Origin of the sequence: Vibrio cortegadensis (assembly GCF_024347395.1) — a bacterium.
Lineage (GTDB): Bacteria > Pseudomonadota > Gammaproteobacteria > Enterobacterales > Vibrionaceae > Vibrio > Vibrio cortegadensis.
The window spans coordinates 2,306,109-2,322,609 of record NZ_AP025472.1; the positions used below are offsets into that span (position 1 = coordinate 2,306,109).

12 protein-coding genes and 15 tRNA genes are annotated in these 16,501 nt (G+C 43.5%); 25 read left to right on the forward strand and 2 right to left on the reverse strand.

Annotation, left to right across the window (positions count from 1 at the left end):
* The first annotated feature begins 24 nt into the window (after nt 1–24).
* The 18 genes from OCV39_RS10830 (at nt 25) to OCV39_RS10915 (ending at nt 5,121) form a co-directional block, all read left to right on the forward strand.
* Nucleotides 25–972, forward strand: a complete 948-nt coding sequence (locus tag OCV39_RS10830; protein ID WP_017054210.1) for a ribose-phosphate pyrophosphokinase — start codon at nt 25–27, stop codon at nt 970–972.
* A gap of 144 nt (nt 973–1,116) precedes the next feature.
* Entirely contained in the window at nt 1,117–1,707 is a 591-nt protein-coding gene (gene pth / locus OCV39_RS10835; RefSeq protein ID WP_017054209.1) for an aminoacyl-tRNA hydrolase, read from the forward strand.
* A 10-nt stretch (nt 1,708–1,717) separates the two neighbouring features.
* On the forward strand, nt 1,718–2,809 hold the full coding sequence (ychF, locus tag OCV39_RS10840) for a redox-regulated ATPase YchF (protein WP_017054208.1): 1,092 nt from the start codon (nt 1,718–1,720) through the stop codon (nt 2,807–2,809).
* A gap of 293 nt (nt 2,810–3,102) precedes the next feature.
* A tRNA-Met gene (locus tag OCV39_RS10845) sits at nt 3,103–3,179 on the forward strand.
* Between the two features lie 67 nt (nt 3,180–3,246).
* Nucleotides 3,247–3,331, forward strand: a tRNA-Leu gene (locus OCV39_RS10850).
* A 30-nt stretch (nt 3,332–3,361) separates the two neighbouring features.
* Nucleotides 3,362–3,436: transfer RNA gene (locus tag OCV39_RS10855), tRNA-Gln, on the forward strand.
* 88 nt (nt 3,437–3,524) lie between these two features.
* A tRNA-Met gene (locus OCV39_RS10860) sits at nt 3,525–3,601 on the forward strand.
* A 107-nt stretch (nt 3,602–3,708) separates the two neighbouring features.
* Nucleotides 3,709–3,793, forward strand: a tRNA-Leu gene (locus OCV39_RS10865).
* A gap of 30 nt (nt 3,794–3,823) precedes the next feature.
* Nucleotides 3,824–3,898 (forward strand) — tRNA-Gln (locus tag OCV39_RS10870).
* Between the two features lie 68 nt (nt 3,899–3,966).
* Nucleotides 3,967–4,051, forward strand: a tRNA-Leu gene (locus tag OCV39_RS10875).
* A 30-nt stretch (nt 4,052–4,081) separates the two neighbouring features.
* A tRNA-Gln gene (locus OCV39_RS10880) sits at nt 4,082–4,156 on the forward strand.
* A gap of 87 nt (nt 4,157–4,243) precedes the next feature.
* Nucleotides 4,244–4,328, forward strand: a tRNA-Leu gene (locus OCV39_RS10885).
* Between the two features lie 30 nt (nt 4,329–4,358).
* Nucleotides 4,359–4,433, forward strand: a tRNA-Gln gene (locus tag OCV39_RS10890).
* Between the two features lie 68 nt (nt 4,434–4,501).
* Nucleotides 4,502–4,586: transfer RNA gene (locus tag OCV39_RS10895), tRNA-Leu, on the forward strand.
* 30 nt (nt 4,587–4,616) lie between these two features.
* Nucleotides 4,617–4,691, forward strand: a tRNA-Gln gene (locus OCV39_RS10900).
* A gap of 87 nt (nt 4,692–4,778) precedes the next feature.
* Nucleotides 4,779–4,863: transfer RNA gene (locus OCV39_RS10905), tRNA-Leu, on the forward strand.
* Nucleotides 4,864–4,893: 30 nt separating this feature from the next.
* A tRNA-Gln gene (locus OCV39_RS10910) sits at nt 4,894–4,968 on the forward strand.
* Between the two features lie 68 nt (nt 4,969–5,036).
* Nucleotides 5,037–5,121 (forward strand) — tRNA-Leu (locus OCV39_RS10915).
* Nucleotides 5,122–5,362: 241 nt separating this feature from the next.
* On the opposite strand, the gene OCV39_RS10920 is transcribed toward OCV39_RS10915, so the two are convergent.
* A complete protein-coding gene (locus OCV39_RS10920) occupies nt 5,363–6,517 on the reverse strand; it encodes a 2-octaprenyl-3-methyl-6-methoxy-1,4-benzoquinol hydroxylase (RefSeq protein WP_261888454.1) in 1,155 nt (384 codons plus the stop codon).
* Nucleotides 6,518–6,798: 281 nt separating this feature from the next.
* Here OCV39_RS10920 and miaB point away from each other — a divergent pair, with 281 nt between their 5' ends.
* The 5 genes from miaB to lnt all read left to right on the forward strand — a co-directional run bounded on the left by miaB (nt 6,799) and on the right by lnt (nt 12,415).
* Nucleotides 6,799–8,223, forward strand: a complete 1,425-nt coding sequence (gene miaB, locus OCV39_RS10925) for a tRNA (N6-isopentenyl adenosine(37)-C2)-methylthiotransferase MiaB (protein ID WP_029203265.1) — start codon at nt 6,799–6,801, stop codon at nt 8,221–8,223.
* A gap of 92 nt (nt 8,224–8,315) precedes the next feature.
* Nucleotides 8,316–9,383, forward strand: coding sequence for a PhoH family protein (locus tag OCV39_RS10930; RefSeq protein ID WP_017051693.1), 1,068 nt, complete (start codon nt 8,316–8,318; stop codon nt 9,381–9,383).
* Nucleotides 9,384–9,421: 38 nt separating this feature from the next.
* Entirely contained in the window at nt 9,422–9,886 is a 465-nt protein-coding gene (gene ybeY, locus OCV39_RS10935; protein ID WP_261888455.1) for an rRNA maturation RNase YbeY, read from the forward strand.
* Nucleotides 9,887–9,958: 72 nt separating this feature from the next.
* Entirely contained in the window at nt 9,959–10,852 is an 894-nt protein-coding gene (corC, locus tag OCV39_RS10940) for a CNNM family magnesium/cobalt transport protein CorC (RefSeq protein ID WP_017051695.1), read from the forward strand.
* 39 nt (nt 10,853–10,891) lie between these two features.
* Nucleotides 10,892–12,415 (forward strand): apolipoprotein N-acyltransferase, encoded by a 1,524-nt coding sequence (lnt, locus tag OCV39_RS10945; protein ID WP_113796457.1) that lies wholly within the window; start codon nt 10,892–10,894, stop codon nt 12,413–12,415.
* Between the two features lie 84 nt (nt 12,416–12,499).
* On the opposite strand, the gene OCV39_RS10950 is transcribed toward lnt, so the two are convergent.
* The gene (locus OCV39_RS10950) at nt 12,500–12,970 is read right to left on the reverse strand and encodes a zinc ribbon-containing protein (protein ID WP_017053032.1); all 471 of its coding nucleotides are present in this window, start codon (nt 12,968–12,970) and stop codon (nt 12,500–12,502) included.
* Between the two features lie 178 nt (nt 12,971–13,148).
* On the opposite strand from OCV39_RS10950, the gene leuS reads away from it, so the two are divergent.
* The gene (leuS, locus tag OCV39_RS10955) at nt 13,149–15,725 is read left to right on the forward strand and encodes a leucine--tRNA ligase (protein WP_261888456.1); all 2,577 of its coding nucleotides are present in this window, start codon (nt 13,149–13,151) and stop codon (nt 15,723–15,725) included.
* Nucleotides 15,726–15,910: 185 nt separating this feature from the next.
* Nucleotides 15,911–16,498: an LPS-assembly lipoprotein LptE gene (locus OCV39_RS10960; RefSeq protein WP_084654812.1), complete on the forward strand. Its 588-nt coding sequence runs from the start codon at nt 15,911–15,913 to the stop codon at nt 16,496–16,498.
* Nucleotides 16,499–16,501: the final 3 nt, after the last annotated feature.

Here is a 16,501-nt window from a genome sequence, read left to right on the forward strand (position 1 = left end):
CTGGACGCAACCGAGGTTTCCACCGTGCCTGATATGAAGCTATTTGCTGGTAACGCAACACCTGAACTAGCCCAACGTATTGCTGATCGTCTATACATCTCTCTAGGAGATGCTACTGTTGAACGTTTTTCTGATGGCGAAGTCGCTGTTCAAATTAATGAAAATGTTCGTGGTAGCGATGTATTCATCATTCAATCAACTTGTGCACCAACCAACGACAACTTAATGGAGTTGGTGGTAATGATTGACGCAATGCGCCGCGCTTCAGCTGGCCGTATTACTGCTGTAATCCCATACTTTGGTTATGCCCGTCAAGATCGTCGCGTACGTTCTGCTCGTGTACCAATTACTGCAAAAGTTGTTGCAGACTTCCTTTCTAACGTTGGTGTTGACCGCGTTCTAACTATCGACCTACACGCAGAGCAAATTCAAGGCTTCTTCGATGTACCTGTTGATAACATTTTCGGTACTCCAGTTTTACTTGAAGACATGGCAAACCGTGGTCTAGAAAACCCAGTAGTGGTTTCTCCTGACCTTGGTGGCGTTGTTCGTGCTCGTGCAACTGCGAAAGCCCTAGGTGATATCGATATTGCGATTGTTGACAAACGTCGTCCACGCGCAAATGTTTCAGAAGTAATGAACCTTATCGGTGATGTTGAAGGTCGCGATTGTGTCATCGTTGACGACATGATTGATACTGGCGGTACATTATGTAAAGCAGCAGAAGCACTGAAAGCACGTGGAGCGAAGCGCGTATTTGCTTATGCGACTCACGCTGTATTCTCAGGCAGTGCCGCAGACAACATCGGCAACTCTGTGCTTGATCAAGTTATCGTAACTGACTCAATCACAATGACTAAAGAGATGGAAGCTACAGGCAAAGTAACCACACTTAGCCTTTCTCGCATGCTAGCTGAAGCGATTCGTCGTATCAGCAACGAAGAGTCAATCTCTGCGATGTTTAGCAATTAATCCTTCTTTGGTTTAATGAATATAAAAACCACCTCAAACATGAGGTGGTTTTTTTATATATGCGAGGGTTTTGTGACTCTCGCCCCTTAAGCATTTTCTATGCTACTATACGGCGCTTTTTGAAATTCCTGAGAGATCCTAACCTTGAGCCAACAAATAAAACTTCTCGTCGGACTAGCGAATCCTGGTCCTGAGTATGCCAAAACTCGCCATAATGCGGGTGCTTGGGTAGTAGAAGAGTTAGCACGTGTACATAACGTCACTCTAAAGAATGAAGCTAAATTCTTTGGATTAACGGGTCGCATCATGGTGCATGGCGAAGATCTTCGCTTACTGATCCCAACCACTTTTATGAATTTATCTGGTAAATCCGTTGCCGCACTGGCGAAGTTCTACCAAATTAAGCCGGAAGAAATAATGGTCGCTCATGATGAGCTAGACTTACCTCCTGGCGTAGGAAAATTTAAAAAAGGTGGTGGTCATGGCGGTCATAATGGCCTGAAAGACATCATCAGTAAGCAAGGGAATAATAAAGAATTCTATCGTCTCAGGCTCGGCATTGGCCATCCTGGGCATAAAGATAAAGTTGCAGGTTATGTGTTAGGCAAAGCTCCCGCTAAAGAGCAGGAGTGTATAGAGGCCGTAGTGGATGAATCAGTACGCAGCCTCGACATCTTATTAAAAGATGGCCTGACCAAAGCACAAAATCGCTTACATACGTTCAAAGCTGAATAAGGTTATTATCATGGGTTTTAAATGTGGCATCGTTGGTCTACCAAATGTAGGTAAATCAACTCTGTTCAACGCGCTTACTAAAGCTGGTATTGAAGCGGCAAACTTTCCGTTCTGTACTATTGAACCAAACACTGGTGTTGTTCCAGTTCCAGATCTTCGTTTAGACGCTCTGGCGAAAATTGTAAACCCAGAACGCATCTTACCAACAACAATGGAATTTGTTGATATTGCAGGTTTGGTTGCTGGTGCTTCAAAAGGTGAAGGTTTAGGTAACAAATTCCTAGCTAACATCCGTGAAACAGATGCAATTGGCCACGTGGTACGTTGTTTTGAAAATGAAAACATCATTCACGTTGCAGGTAAAATCTCACCTCTTGAAGATATCGAAATCATCAACCTAGAGCTTGCTCTTGCCGATTTGGATAGCTGTGAACGTGCTTTACAGCGTAATGCTAAAAAAGCAAAAGGTGGTGATAAAGATGCGAAATTCGAAATCACGGTTCTTGAGAAGCTACTTCCAGTACTAACGGAAGGCGGCATGGCTCGTACCATCGAGCTAACAAAAGAAGAACTTATCGCCATTGATTACCTAAACTTCCTAACACTTAAGCCTACGATGTACATCGCAAACGTAAGTGAAGACGGTTTTGAGAATAATCCATACCTGGATCTTGTGCGTGAATTCGCAGCAAAAGAAAACAACGTAGTAGTTCCAGTGTGCGCTGCTATTGAATCTGAGCTTTCTGAATTAGATGACGAAGATCGTGAAGAGTTTCTAGCGGATATGGGAATCGAAGAACCGGGTCTTAACCGCGTAATTCGTTCTGGCTACGAACTTCTAACACTGCAAACCTATTTCACTGCTGGTGTTAAAGAAGTTCGCGCATGGACTATCCCTGTTGGCGCAACAGCACCACAAGCTGCAGGTAAGATCCACACTGACTTTGAGAAAGGTTTCATTCGAGCTGAAGTTGTCGGTTATGACAACTTTATCGAATTTAACGGTGAGAGCGGAGCTAAAGAAGCGGGTAAATGGCGCTTAGAAGGCAAAGATTACATCGTTAAAGATGGCGATGTGGTTCATTTCCGTTTCAACGTATAAATTGTAATGTACGAATTATCGTCAAATTGATTAATGATAAGAAGCCAACGTTCGCGTTGGCTTTTTTTTATCTCTTTTTCTATTGAAAAGAAAACCGTTAATTTAGAGTTTAGATCCGTTTTTGTTGGTGGTTTTTGATCACAAATACGTCTCTTTGTTTAAAAAAAGGGCGAACAGTCCTTTAAAACGTATTTATTCAAAAAAACTATTGACGGGTTTAGCTCAACTACGCATAATGCGCCCCGTTCTCAGCGATAAGGCAACGATTCAACGAGAGCAGAAAAATTGGAAATGGCTACTTAGCTCAGTTGGTTAGAGCACATCACTCATAATGATGGGGTCGCAGGTTCGAATCCCGCAGTAGCCACCATTTTTCATTTAAAGAATTACAACGTTATATTGAATAACCAATGTCGATATAACTATAAAGATTTGCTGCGGTCGTGGCGGAATTGGTAGACGCACCAGATTTAGGTTCTGGCGCCGAGAGGTGTGAGAGTTCAAGTCTCTCCGACCGCACCATTATTTAGATATCTTAAATGATATCATTGTTGGGCTATCGCCAAGCGGTAAGGCACTGGCTTTTGATGCCAGCATTCCCTGGTTCGAATCCAGGTAGCCCAGCCATCATTTGTTTTATTGAGTTTTAGATTTTTTCTTAAACTGGGTAGAACTAGAGATAAGATTGTATTATATTGTCTCGCTTAGAAAATATGGCTACTTAGCTCAGTTGGTTAGAGCACATCACTCATAATGATGGGGTCGCAGGTTCAAATCCCGCAGTAGCCACCATTTTAAACTCTTTGTTTATTACTTAGCTTGTTTTTAAGCTAAATAGAAAACCAAGAGCACAACGTTATATTGAACCACCAATGTTAATATAACTATAAAGATTTGCTGCGGTCGTGGCGGAATTGGTAGACGCACCAGATTTAGGTTCTGGCGCCGAGAGGTGTGAGAGTTCAAGTCTCTCCGACCGCACCATTATTTAGATGTCTTAAATGATATCACTGTTGGGCTATCGCCAAGCGGTAAGGCACTGGCTTTTGATGCCAGCATTCCCTGGTTCGAATCCAGGTAGCCCAGCCATTACAACGTTATTTAGACAAACCATAAGTCTTCTTAACTATACTCTTAGTCAGAGTAAAAGACTTGCTGCGGTCGTGGCGGAATTGGTAGACGCACCAGATTTAGGTTCTGGCGCCGAGAGGTGTGAGAGTTCAAGTCTCTCCGACCGCACCATTATTTTGATGTCTTAAATGATATCACTGTTGGGCTATCGCCAAGCGGTAAGGCACTGGCTTTTGATGCCAGCATTCCCTGGTTCGAATCCAGGTAGCCCAGCCATTACAACGTTATTTAGACTTACCAATAGTCTTCCTAACTATATACTCTTCGCTAGGTTATTTGCTTAGTTGAGAGGAAAGATTTGCTGCGGTCGTGGCGGAATTGGTAGACGCACCAGATTTAGGTTCTGGCGCCGAGAGGTGTGAGAGTTCAAGTCTCTCCGACCGCACCATTATTTAGATATCTTAAATGATATCACTGTTGGGCTATCGCCAAGCGGTAAGGCACTGGCTTTTGATGCCAGCATTCCCTGGTTCGAATCCAGGTAGCCCAGCCATTACAACGTTATTTAGACAAACCATAAGTCTTCTTAACTATACTCTTAGTCAGAGTAAAAGACTTGCTGCGGTCGTGGCGGAATTGGTAGACGCACCAGATTTAGGTTCTGGCGCCGAGAGGTGTGAGAGTTCAAGTCTCTCCGACCGCACCATTATTTTGATGTCTTAAATGATATCACTGTTGGGCTATCGCCAAGCGGTAAGGCACTGGCTTTTGATGCCAGCATTCCCTGGTTCGAATCCAGGTAGCCCAGCCATTACAACGTTATTTAGACTTACCAATAGTCTTCCTAACTATATACTCTTCGCTAGGTTATTTGCTTAGTTGAGAGGAAAGATTTGCTGCGGTCGTGGCGGAATTGGTAGACGCACCAGATTTAGGTTCTGGCGCCGAGAGGTGTGAGAGTTCAAGTCTCTCCGACCGCACCATTATTTAGATATCTTAAATGATATCACTGTTGGGCTATCGCCAAGCGGTAAGGCACTGGCTTTTGATGCCAGCATTCCCTGGTTCGAATCCAGGTAGCCCAGCCATTACAACGTTATTTAGACAAACCATAAGTCTTCTTAACTATACTCTTAGTCAGAGTAAAAGACTTGCTGCGGTCGTGGCGGAATTGGTAGACGCACCAGATTTAGGTTCTGGCGCCGAGAGGTGTGAGAGTTCAAGTCTCTCCGACCGCACCATTATTTCTTGTAAGAGAAAATTAGAAACCCAGCTTTTAGTTGGGTTTTCTTTTATCTGCTGTTTATCTATTTCTACCAGCCCCATTTCTTTCTATACCTATTTATTTCTGCACCTACTTCTTTCTAAGTCTATACCCCTGTCTATATGTTTCTTCAGCAATAAAAAAAGAGCCTATTAAAGACTCTCTTCTACTCTATTTACTCTTCGAGTTAGTTAAACTTACAGCATTGGCCGAAACCGCTACAACCCTAAGGCATATTTCAGTACTTGCTGCTTCATTGGCCCTGAGTTTTCAGCCACTTTAAGCACTGCATTTCTTACCATCTTTAAAGGCATAAGATCATTGCTGAATGTTTTGTAGAAAAAATCCATCCCGCTTTGCATCAATAAATTATCACCACGGCGACATCGCTCGTACTTTCTCAGTAAGTCAGTCGTGAGCTCATCTTGTTCAGCCGTTATATCTAATAATGCTGCGACATCTTTAAAGCCAAGATTAACGCCTTGTCCCGCTAATGGGTTAATCGTATGTGCAGAATCACCCACAAGAACACATCCATTCTTGTGATATTGCTGAGCATGACGGCGAGTAAGTGGAAACGATCCGGTTTGGAGCACTTTGATATCGCCTAACTCGCGAGGGAAAACACTCACAATTTCATTACGTAATTGCACATGGCTCATATTCATTAGTTGCTTAATTCGCTTTGGTGAATCATACCAAACGAGTGAACCTTGATTCCCACACAATGGTAGGAATGATCGAGGCCCTGAAGGGGTAAACTGTTGCCACGTAATATCTTGCTGTGAGTATTCCGTTTCAACATTGATTAACATGCAGTGCTGACGATAATCCCATGCGGTTACGCCTATATTTGCTTGTTGCCTAACGACAGAATTAGCGCCATCAGCACCAACAACCCAACTAGCAGTGAGGTTGATTCCTGATTCTAGAGCGATTTGATTTTCTTCAGTTCCAAATTCAATTGATTTCAATTTATCCGGGCAGAAAAGTGATAATGAAGGTTGCTGTTCAAATTGTTCCCATAGTCCTAGTTGAATCAAACGATTTTCAACAATATAACCAAGCTGGGGTAAGTTAACGTCTTCAGCACTAAAGCGAGTTCGGCATTCAGGGTGTTCCCACGTTTCCAAGCGACGATATGGGCACACTCTCATTGAAGAAATAGCCTCCCATGCCCCTAACGAGCTCAATAGATTCACTGATGTCTGAGATATTGCAGAGACTCGAATGTCCATTGGTTGGTCATGTTCGTACCCCTTAGGACGTGCACCTTCAATAAGAGCAACGCTCCTACCCTGCTTTGCAAAACCAAGTGCAATCGCAGCACCAACCATGCCACCGCCCACCACTGCAATATCAAATTTGTTCATTTTTTACACTTCATCATGTTGATTTATCGCCTATTTTTAATTGTACGATTTCGTAACCTTATTGCGAAACTATTTAACGATAAAACTGCCCTTTTTGAGCAGTGAACACCTTGTGGAATGGTGGCTTGAAGAGATTTACGTCGACTACTAGTCAGTTGGTTTTTAAAGCAGTACAATACGCGGCTTGCCGCCTGAGCACAGCTATAGCTGACATATTCTAGGCGGAGAAATACTGGGCGATTTGCTCCCTTAAATTAAACTAACGATCGAGCGAACAAAAGATGAGTAAGAAACTGCTAATAAAAACTTGGGGCTGCCAGATGAACGAATACGATTCATCAAAAATGGCTGACCTGCTAAATGCTGCAAATGGCTACGAGCTAACAGAAGTACCTGAGGAAGCAGATGTACTCCTACTTAATACTTGTTCGATCCGTGAAAAAGCTCAAGAAAAAGTATTCCACCAGCTTGGTCGTTGGAAAACACTGAAAGATAAGAAAGAAGGCGTTGTGATTGGCGTCGGTGGTTGTGTTGCGACTCAAGAAGGCGACCATATTCGTCAACGTGCTCCTTATGTTGATGTGATTTTTGGCCCACAAACGCTGCACCGTCTACCTGAGATGATCCGCTCATCGCTATCAAACGAAAAACCAGTGATGGATATTTCTTTCCCTGAGATCGAAAAATTCGATAATCTTCCTGAACCAAAAGCAGATGGCGCAACGGCGTTTGTCTCTATCATGGAAGGCTGCTCAAAATACTGCACTTACTGCGTTGTGCCTTACACGCGTGGTGAAGAAGTGAGTCGTCCGATGGATGATGTACTTTTTGAAATTGCACAATTAGCAGAGCAAGGCGTACGTGAAGTTAACCTGCTTGGCCAGAACGTAAACGCCTATCGTGGTCCTATGTTTGACGGCGATATTTGTTCATTTGCTGAATTACTACGTTTAGTGGCTTCTATCGATGGCATCGACCGTATTCGTTTCACCACTAGCCACCCGCTAGAATTTGGTGACGACATCATTGAAGTATATAAAGATACTCCAGAACTTGTGAGCTTCTTACACTTGCCAGTACAAAGCGGCTCAGATCGTATTTTGACCATGATGAAGCGTCCTCATACTGCTATTGAGTACAAATCAATTATTCGTAAGCTACGTAAAGCGCGTCCAGATATTCAGATCAGTTCAGATTTCATTGTTGGCTTCCCTGGTGAAACCGACAAAGATTTCCAAGACACAATGAAGCTGATTAAAGAAATCGACTTCGATATGAGCTTCAGCTTTGTCTTCTCTCCTCGCCCAGGCACTCCTGCGGCAGACTATCCATGTGATACTCCAGAGCAAGAGAAGAAAGAACGTTTGTACGAACTACAACAAACGGTCAACGCTCAAGCGATGCGTTTTTCTCGTCTAATGTTAGGTACAGAGCAGCGTATTTTAGTGGAAGGCCCATCGAAGAAAAACCTTATGGAACTTCGTGGCCGTACTGAAAACAGCCGTGTGGTTAACTTCGAAGGTTCTGCAGACCTAATCGGTCAATTTGTAGATGTTAAAATTACCGATGTTTTCACTAACTCATTGCGCGGTGAGCTGATACGTACAGAAAAAGAGATGGATCTTCGAAGCGTTACTTCTCCAACAGAAATGATGGAAAAAACACGAAAAGAAGATGAATTAGGCGTTGCAACCTTTACACCCTAGTTGCAAAAGCATAATCTCAAAATAACAATATAATGTATCAATAAAGCCCGACGTCCTCGGGCTTTATTAGATAGTCTGAATGTGAGGTCGCATTGAGCAATAAAATAGTAACTTTAGAAATTGATCTAGAACCTTCTGACAACCGCCGTTTATCCAGCCTTTGCGGTCCTTTCGACGATAATATCAAACAGCTAGAGCGTCGCTTAGGCGTCGAAATCAACCATAGAAATAACTATTTCAGTATTGTTGGTAAGGCATATTCAGCCTCTGCTGCACTTGATATTTTAAAAACGCTATATGTTGAAACCGCTCCTGTCCGTGGTAATACTCCCGACATCGAACCGGATCATATCCACTTAGCGATCAAAGAGTCTGGTGTATTAGAGCACGTTGCCGATTCAGTCATGGAGCACGGCAAAGAGGTGTTCATCAAGACCAAGAAAGGCGTCATCAAGCCACGAACGCCTAACCAAGGCCAATACTTGGTCAATATGGTCACTCACGACATTACCTTTGGTATTGGCCCTGCTGGTACGGGTAAAACCTACCTGGCTGTTGCGGCTGCGGTAGATGCACTAGAACGCCAAGAAGTTCGTCGCATTCTACTGACGCGTCCAGCGGTCGAGGCTGGAGAAAAGCTAGGATTTTTACCGGGCGATCTAAGCCAAAAAGTCGATCCATATCTTCGCCCACTTTACGATGCCCTGTTTGAAATGCTTGGTTTTGAGCGTGTTGAAAAATTAATTGAGCGTAACGTCATTGAAGTTGCACCGCTGGCCTATATGCGCGGACGTACTTTGAACGATGCCTTTATCATTCTTGATGAAAGCCAAAATACGACTATCGAACAGATGAAGATGTTCTTAACTCGTATTGGTTTTAATTCGCGAGCGGTAATTACTGGCGATGTTACCCAGATAGACTTACCACGTGGCGCGCGTTCAGGTTTACGCCATGCCATTGAAGTGCTCAGTGATGTCGATGAGATTAGCTTCAATTTCTTCCTAGCGGATGATGTTGTACGACATCCAGTGGTTGCTCGTATCGTTAACGCTTATGAAAAATGGGAAAACAACGATCAAAAAGAGCGCAAACTGATCGAACAGCGCCGCCGTGAAGAGCGTGAATCTGCCCTTGCACAAAATACGCAGACAAACTAATTCAATCATTATTACGCACTAAGATTACTGGTGAACCAATGTCAATCGAACTAGATCTACAATTAGCGGTCGAAAATGAAAGCGGCCTTCCAAGCGAGAACGATATTCAGGGATGGTTAGACAAAACCATCACTCAATTTCAACCTCAAGCTGAATTAACGGTTCGTATTGTGGATGAACAAGAAAGCCACCAGCTAAATTATGACTACCGTGGCAAAGATAAACCAACGAATGTGTTATCTTTTCCTTTTGAAGCGCCTCCGGGTATCGAAATCGATCTCTTAGGTGATCTCATCATTTGCCGCCAAGTTGTCGAAAAAGAAGCGGAAGAGCAAAGTAAGCCCCTTCTAGCACACTGGGCGCATATGGTTGTACATGGTAGCTTGCATCTGCTAGGTTATGATCATATCGAGAACGATGAAGCTGAAGAGATGGAAAGTCTCGAAACAGAAATCATGCAATCTATGGGTTATGACGACCCGTACATCGCAGAAAAACAGTAGAATTAAGTATTTAACTTAGATCTACTTTATGTGTGCTATCACACATCTGATAGCGTTATTTTTTGAGAAATCATGAACGAAGGTAACCCCCCCACTTCTGAGGGAAGTAAAAAGTCTGAAGGTCCGAGTAGAAAGTCCTTCTTAGAACGCATAGGTCAAATATTTCAAGGTGATCCAAAAGATCGCCAAGAGCTCGTAGATGTTATTCGAGATTCTGAAGTTAATGACCTTATTGACCACGACACCCGCGACATGCTTGAGGGTGTAATGGAAATTTCCGAAATGCGAGTACGTGACATCATGTTGCCACGTTCGCAAATGGTTACAGTAGAACGCACTGATGATTTAGATACATTAATTGCGTTGATTACTGATGCTCAACACTCTCGCTACCCAGTGATCAGTGAAGACAAAGACCATGTGGAAGGCATTCTATTAGCGAAGGACCTACTTAAGTACTTAGGTTCAGGAAGCGCACCATTCGATATTGAACAAGTGATCCGCCCTGCGGTGGTTGTTCCCGAAAGCAAACGCGTTGATCGACTATTGAAAGAGTTCCGAGAGGAACGCTATCACATGTCGATTGTCGTCGATGAATTCGGCGGTGTTTCTGGCCTAGTCACCATTGAAGATATCTTAGAAGAGATCGTTGGCGAAATTGAAGATGAATTCGACGATGAAGAAGAAGAGCTTGATATCCGTAAGCTGAGCAAACATACCTTTGCAGTTAAAGCTTTAACCACAATTGAAGATTTCAATGACACTTTTGGTACTCAATTCAGCGATGAAGAAGTAGATACTGTAGGTGGGTTGGTTATGACTAACTTTGGACACCTCCCTTCACGCGGAGAAATTGTCGAAATAGGTCGCTATAGCTTTAAGGTAACGGCAGCAGATAATCGAAGAGTTGTCCAATTGCAGGTAACAATTCCAGATGAAGAGCCTCTTCCGACTACCGAAGAGTAACGCTAGTTTCTTTATATAGAGAACATAGAAAATAATTAGATGAATAATAAACTTACTCATCGCCTACTACGGCCGCTTGCGGCCGTTTTTGTTGGCGCAACAACCACACTTGCCTTTGCTCCATATCAAATCTGGCCGTTAGCCATTCTCAGCCCTGCCATTTTTTTCCTGTTAATTCATAATCGCAGCCCTAAAAGTGCATTAGCGATTGGTTACGCTTGGGGAATTGGTCAATTTGGTGCTGGCATCAGTTGGGTATACGTCAGCATTGCAGGCTTCGGTGGAATGCCACTCATTGCTAACCTATTTCTCATGGCGATGCTGGTCGGCTATTTAGCCATTTACTCAGGCTTGTTTGCTTGGTGTTTAAACAAATTCTTCCCACATACTCAACAGCGCGGATCTCGATCTCGATATTTTCTCGTGCTGCCAGCTCTGTGGTTAGTCTTCGACTGGCTACGAGGCTGGGTAATGACGGGCTTCCCGTGGCTTTGGCTGGGTTATAGTCAAATTGATGGCCCCCTCGCCCCGTTTGCTCCTATTGGAGGTGTGGAGTTACTGACTCTTTTAATTGTCATTTCTGCATCTAGCTTAGCCTATGCAATCATTCATAAACGTTGGGCAGTCTCAATTATCCCAATGGTGATCCTTGCATCAGGTTTTGGAATTCGAAACATCGATTGGGTAACACCAAACCCAGAAAAAACAACGTCGGTGGCACTTATTCAAGGTAATATCGATCAAGAGCTAAAATGGTTACCAAGTCAACGCTGGCCGACCATCATGAAGTACACCGATCTAAGCCGTGAAAATTGGGATGCTGATATCGTCATCTGGCCAGAGGCTGCAATCCCAGCTTTTGAATCTGAAGTCTCATCCTTTCTAAGCAACTTAGATTCAGCGGCCAAAATGAACAGCAGCGCTATCATTACAGGTGTGGTTAACCAAGCTGAAAACCGAAAGTATTACAATAGCGTACTAGCAATAGGAACCACGCCTTACGGTGACTACCGCTATGATGTAAATCAGCGTTACCATAAACACCACCTATTACCATTTGGCGAATTTGTTCCTTTAGAAGCTCTATTAAGGCCATTAGCCCCTTTCTTCAACTTGCCGATGTCTTCGTTCAGTCGCGGTGATTTTGTACAGCCGAATATTGTGGCAAATGGGCGTCACTTAGCTCCTGCGCTCTGTTATGAAATCATCTTCAATGAACAAGTTAGGCAGAACGTAACAGAAGAGACCGATTTTATCTTGACCTTGTCGAATGATGCTTGGTTTGGTCGATCTATCGGGCCTCTTCAACATATGGAAATAGCGCGAATGCGAGCCCTAGAACTAGGCAAGCCTCTGATTCGTTCAACCAACAATGGCGTAACAGGTGTTACCGATTACAAAGGAAAGATAATTGAACTAGCACCACAATTTGAAACCGCGGTTCTTAACACTGAATTAACCTCAACGGATGGCATGACACCGTATCGAACGGTAGGCACTTGGCCGCTATATATTTGGGTACTATTAAGTTTAGTGATAGGTTGGAAATTCAGAAAAGAATAATCTAAGCCCTATCGTAATGGCATTAAAAAGGAGGTATGAGTGGATCATACCTCCTTTTTTTAGCTATAAAGCCAACTGGCATCGCTATGGTTTTAACGCTTGGCGACTAAACCCGTTATTACCACAACGAGAACAGGTTGAAATAATAGTTGGGTGGCTATATTGCACTTTATGTCCGCAGTTTTCACAGACCAAAATACCAAGCCCTATCACCTCTCCTGATTGATAAAGCCCCTGATGTTCTAAATCTTTAAATAACTCGACCCATTCAACTTTGGTTCGGTCGGTAATTTCCAGTAACCCCTGCCAGATAGTATCAGTGATCATCAAATAAAATGGACCGCTTTTACTCTCTTCATAATTATCAGCAAACTCTTTCAAGTCAGATTTAACATAGGCAGAAACTAATGAGAGCTCATCTTTTGTCATATCATTGGCAGCATTAACAACTTTGCCCGAGGTTTCAAGCACATTGCCTATCTCATCTGGGCTGTGTTTGAGTGTTTCAACCACATCCTCTAGCACTTCTTCATAACCTTTTTTACGCTTTGGCATACCCCACCTCCGTGAATTTACCTTCATTCTATTGATCATAGTAGAACTCTTCGCCTACAGATAACCAATGGAATAGGTATTTCTATTGTTGTACTACGCTCCTTTAGGTATTCTATGACGATCAACTAGATTCTGTTCTAACCGAACTCACAAATTCCAAGATAACCGGATACCATCGATGCAAGAACAATATAACCCGCAAGAGATTGAACAAAAGGTTCAACAACACTGGGATGACAGCGAGACTTTCGTTGTAAGTGAAGACCCAAACAAAGAAAAATTCTACTGTCTTTCTATGTTCCCTTACCCAAGTGGCCGACTGCACATGGGTCACGTGCGTAACTACACCATCGGTGATGTGGTATCTCGTTTCCAACGACTGCAAGGCAAAAATGTTATGCAACCTATTGGTTGGGATGCATTTGGTCTACCTGCTGAAAACGCAGCAGTAAAAAACAAAACCGCTCCAGCACCGTGGACTTACGAAAACATCGAGTACATGAAAAACCAACTTAAGCTTCTTGGCTTTGGTTACGACTGGAAACGTGAATTCGCGACTTGTACTCCAGAGTACTACCGCTGGGAACAAGAGTTCTTCACTAAGCTTTACGAAAAAGGCCTAGTGTACAAAAAGACTTCTTCTGTTAACTGGTGTCCAAACGACCAAACTGTTCTTGCGAACGAGCAAGTAGAAGACGGTTGTTGCTGGCGTTGTGACACTCCAGTAGAACAAAAGAAAATTCCACAGTGGTTCATTAAAATCACTGAGTACGCTCAAGAGCTACTAGACGACCTAGACAACCTTGAAGGTTGGCCTGAAATGGTTAAAACCATGCAGCGCAACTGGATCGGTCGCTCTGAAGGTGTTGAGCTATCTTTCGCTGTTAACGGCGAAGAAGCACCACTAGAAGTGTACACAACTCGCCCAGATACACTAATGGGTGTTTCTTATGTTGGTATCGCTGCAGGTCACCCTCTTGCAGAGAAAGCATCTAAGAACAACCCTGAGCTTGCTGCATTCGTTGATGAATGTCGCAACACTAAAGTGGCAGAAGCAGAACTCGCAACGATGGAAAAGAAAGGTATGGATACTGGCCTAACAGCTATCCACCCTCTTAACGGTCGTGTTGTTCCTGTTTACGTAGCAAACTTCGTACTTATGGATTACGGCACAGGTGCTGTAATGGCGGTTCCTGCTCACGATCAACGTGACTATGAATTCGCAACTAAGTACGGCATTGATATCATTCCAGTAATCAAACCTGAAGATGGTTCTGAACTAGATGTTTCAGAAGCAGCTTACACTGAGAAAGGTGTACTGTTCGATTCTGGTGAATTCGATGGCCTTGCGTTCCAAGAAGCGTTCGGTGCAATCGCTGCGAAGCTAGAAGCTGAAGGCAAAGGTAAGAAAACAGTAAACTTCCGTCTACGTGACTGGGGTGTATCTCGTCAACGTTACTGGGGCGCTCCAATCCCAATGGTAACCACTGAAGATGGTGAAGTTCACCCTGTACCAGCAGACCAACTGCCAGTGATTCTTCCTGAAGATGTAGTAATGGATGGCGTTACTAGCCCAATCAAAGCTGACAAATCTTGGGCTGAAACCACATTCAATGGCGAACCTGCGCTACGTGAAACTGATACATTCGATACGTTCATGGAATCTTCATGGTACTACGCACGTTACTGTTCACCACAAGCTGACGACATTTTAGACCCAGAAAAAGCAAACTACTGGTTGCCAGTTGACCAATACGTTGGTGGTATTGAACACGCTTGTATGCACCTGCTTTACTCTCGTTTCTTCCATAAGCTTCTACGTGATGCGGGTTATGTGACGTCTGACGAACCGTTCAAGCAACTACTATGTCAAGGCATGGTTCTGGCTGATGCGTTCTACCACACCAACGAGAAAGGCACGAAAGAGTGGATTGCTCCAACTGACGTGACTATCGAGCGTGATGGTAAAGGTCGCATTGAAACAGCGGTTGATAACGAAGGTCGTAACGTAGAACACTCAGGCATGATCAAAATGTCTAAGTCGAAAAACAACGGTATCGACCCGCAAGAGATGGTAGACAAGTACGGCGCAGATACAGTACGTCTATTCATGATGTTTGCATCACCTGCTGATATGACGCTTGAATGGCAAGAGTCTGGCGTTGAAGGCGCTAACCGTTTCCTTAAACGTGTTTGGAAACTGGTTCACGCTCACTCTTCTAAAGGTGCAGCTGAAACTGTTGATGCTTCTGCGCTATCTGGTGACCAAAAAGCACTTCGTCGTGATATCCACAAAACTATCGCGAAAGTGACAGACGATATTGGCCGTCGCCAAACGTTCAACACTGCGATTGCGGCAATCATGGAACTGATGAACAAGCTTGCAAAAGCACCTCAAGAATCAGTACAAGATCGTGCAATTCTTGATGAAGCGCTAAAAGCCGTGGTTCGCATGCTTTACCCAATGACGCCACACATCTCTTACGAAATGTGGATTGCACTTGGTGAATCAAACGTAGACTCAGCAACATGGCCAACGTTTGATGAGAAAGCGCTAGTGGAAGACGAGAAAACTATCGTTGTCATGATCAACGGTAAGCTACGTGCGAAGCTAACGGTTGCTGCTGACGCAACAGAAGAACAAGTTCGTGAACTTGGTCTAAACGATGAGAACGCTAAGAAGTTCCTAGATGGCTTAACTATCCGTAAAGTTATCTTCGTACCAGGCAAGCTTCTAAACATCGTAGCTAACTAAGATTGCGACGTGAATTTAATGTGGCAGATTAATTACGAACTATTTTGTAGTTAATCTGTCTTTAAACAGGACAGCCATTACTGTCCTGTTTATTATTCAAACTAACCAACTATTTATCTCAACCTATTTCATTAGCACAACAGTGGGCTGAGATAAGTATTCCACTACATGAGAGCCATCAAACAATGCGCCTATTTTCCCTACCGTCAATGAAGATTTCACTTGTTGTCTTACTTACTAGTTTAGTCAGTGCATGTGGCTTCCACTTACGTGGCGAATACTCCATCCCACAAGAGCTTGCAACACTCTCACTAACCAGTTTCGACCAATATAATGAGTTAACTCGTGATGTTAAAGATCAGCTAATACTTAACAATATCACTCTTGTAACACCATCGAACACCACTCCCAATATTCACCTCATCGATGAAAGCATCGATGAACGGACTCTTTCTCTATACCAAAATAGCCAAGCCGCAGAGAAAGAGCTGACCTATAAAGTCTCTTATCGAGTGACTCTACCAACTATCGGTTCAGACGTTTTTTCCACTACCGTTAATCGTAATTACTTAGACAACCCATTAACGGCCCTAGCAAAATCAGTTGAACGAGATGTCATTGAAAGTGAAATGCGTACACAGGCTGCCGCTCAGATCATCCGTCAGCTTGCTCGAACTCGAACTCAAATAAGTGAAGCTGAGCTAAAAAAATCTCGTGATATCGCGACGTCAAGCTTGCCTAATAGCAATAACCAATCAACAAGCAGTAATTAAGAT

Coding starts and splice junctions, on each gene's coding strand:
- corC (WP_017051695.1), top strand. CDS start 9,959: ATGAACGAAGGTAACCCCCCCACTTCTGAGGGAAGTAAAAAGTCTGAA.
- leuS (WP_261888456.1), top strand. CDS start 13,149: ATGCAAGAACAATATAACCCGCAAGAGATTGAACAAAAGGTTCAACAA.
- lnt (WP_113796457.1), top strand. CDS start 10,892: ATGAATAATAAACTTACTCATCGCCTACTACGGCCGCTTGCGGCCGTT.
- OCV39_RS10950 (WP_017053032.1), bottom strand. CDS start 12,970: ATGCCAAAGCGTAAAAAAGGTTATGAAGAAGTGCTAGAGGATGTGGTT.
- OCV39_RS10960 (WP_084654812.1), top strand. CDS start 15,911: ATGCGCCTATTTTCCCTACCGTCAATGAAGATTTCACTTGTTGTCTTA.
- miaB (WP_029203265.1), top strand. CDS start 6,799: ATGAGTAAGAAACTGCTAATAAAAACTTGGGGCTGCCAGATGAACGAA.
- ychF (WP_017054208.1), top strand. CDS start 1,718: ATGGGTTTTAAATGTGGCATCGTTGGTCTACCAAATGTAGGTAAATCA.
- OCV39_RS10920 (WP_261888454.1), bottom strand. CDS start 6,517: ATGAACAAATTTGATATTGCAGTGGTGGGCGGTGGCATGGTTGGTGCT.
- ybeY (WP_261888455.1), top strand. CDS start 9,422: ATGTCAATCGAACTAGATCTACAATTAGCGGTCGAAAATGAAAGCGGC.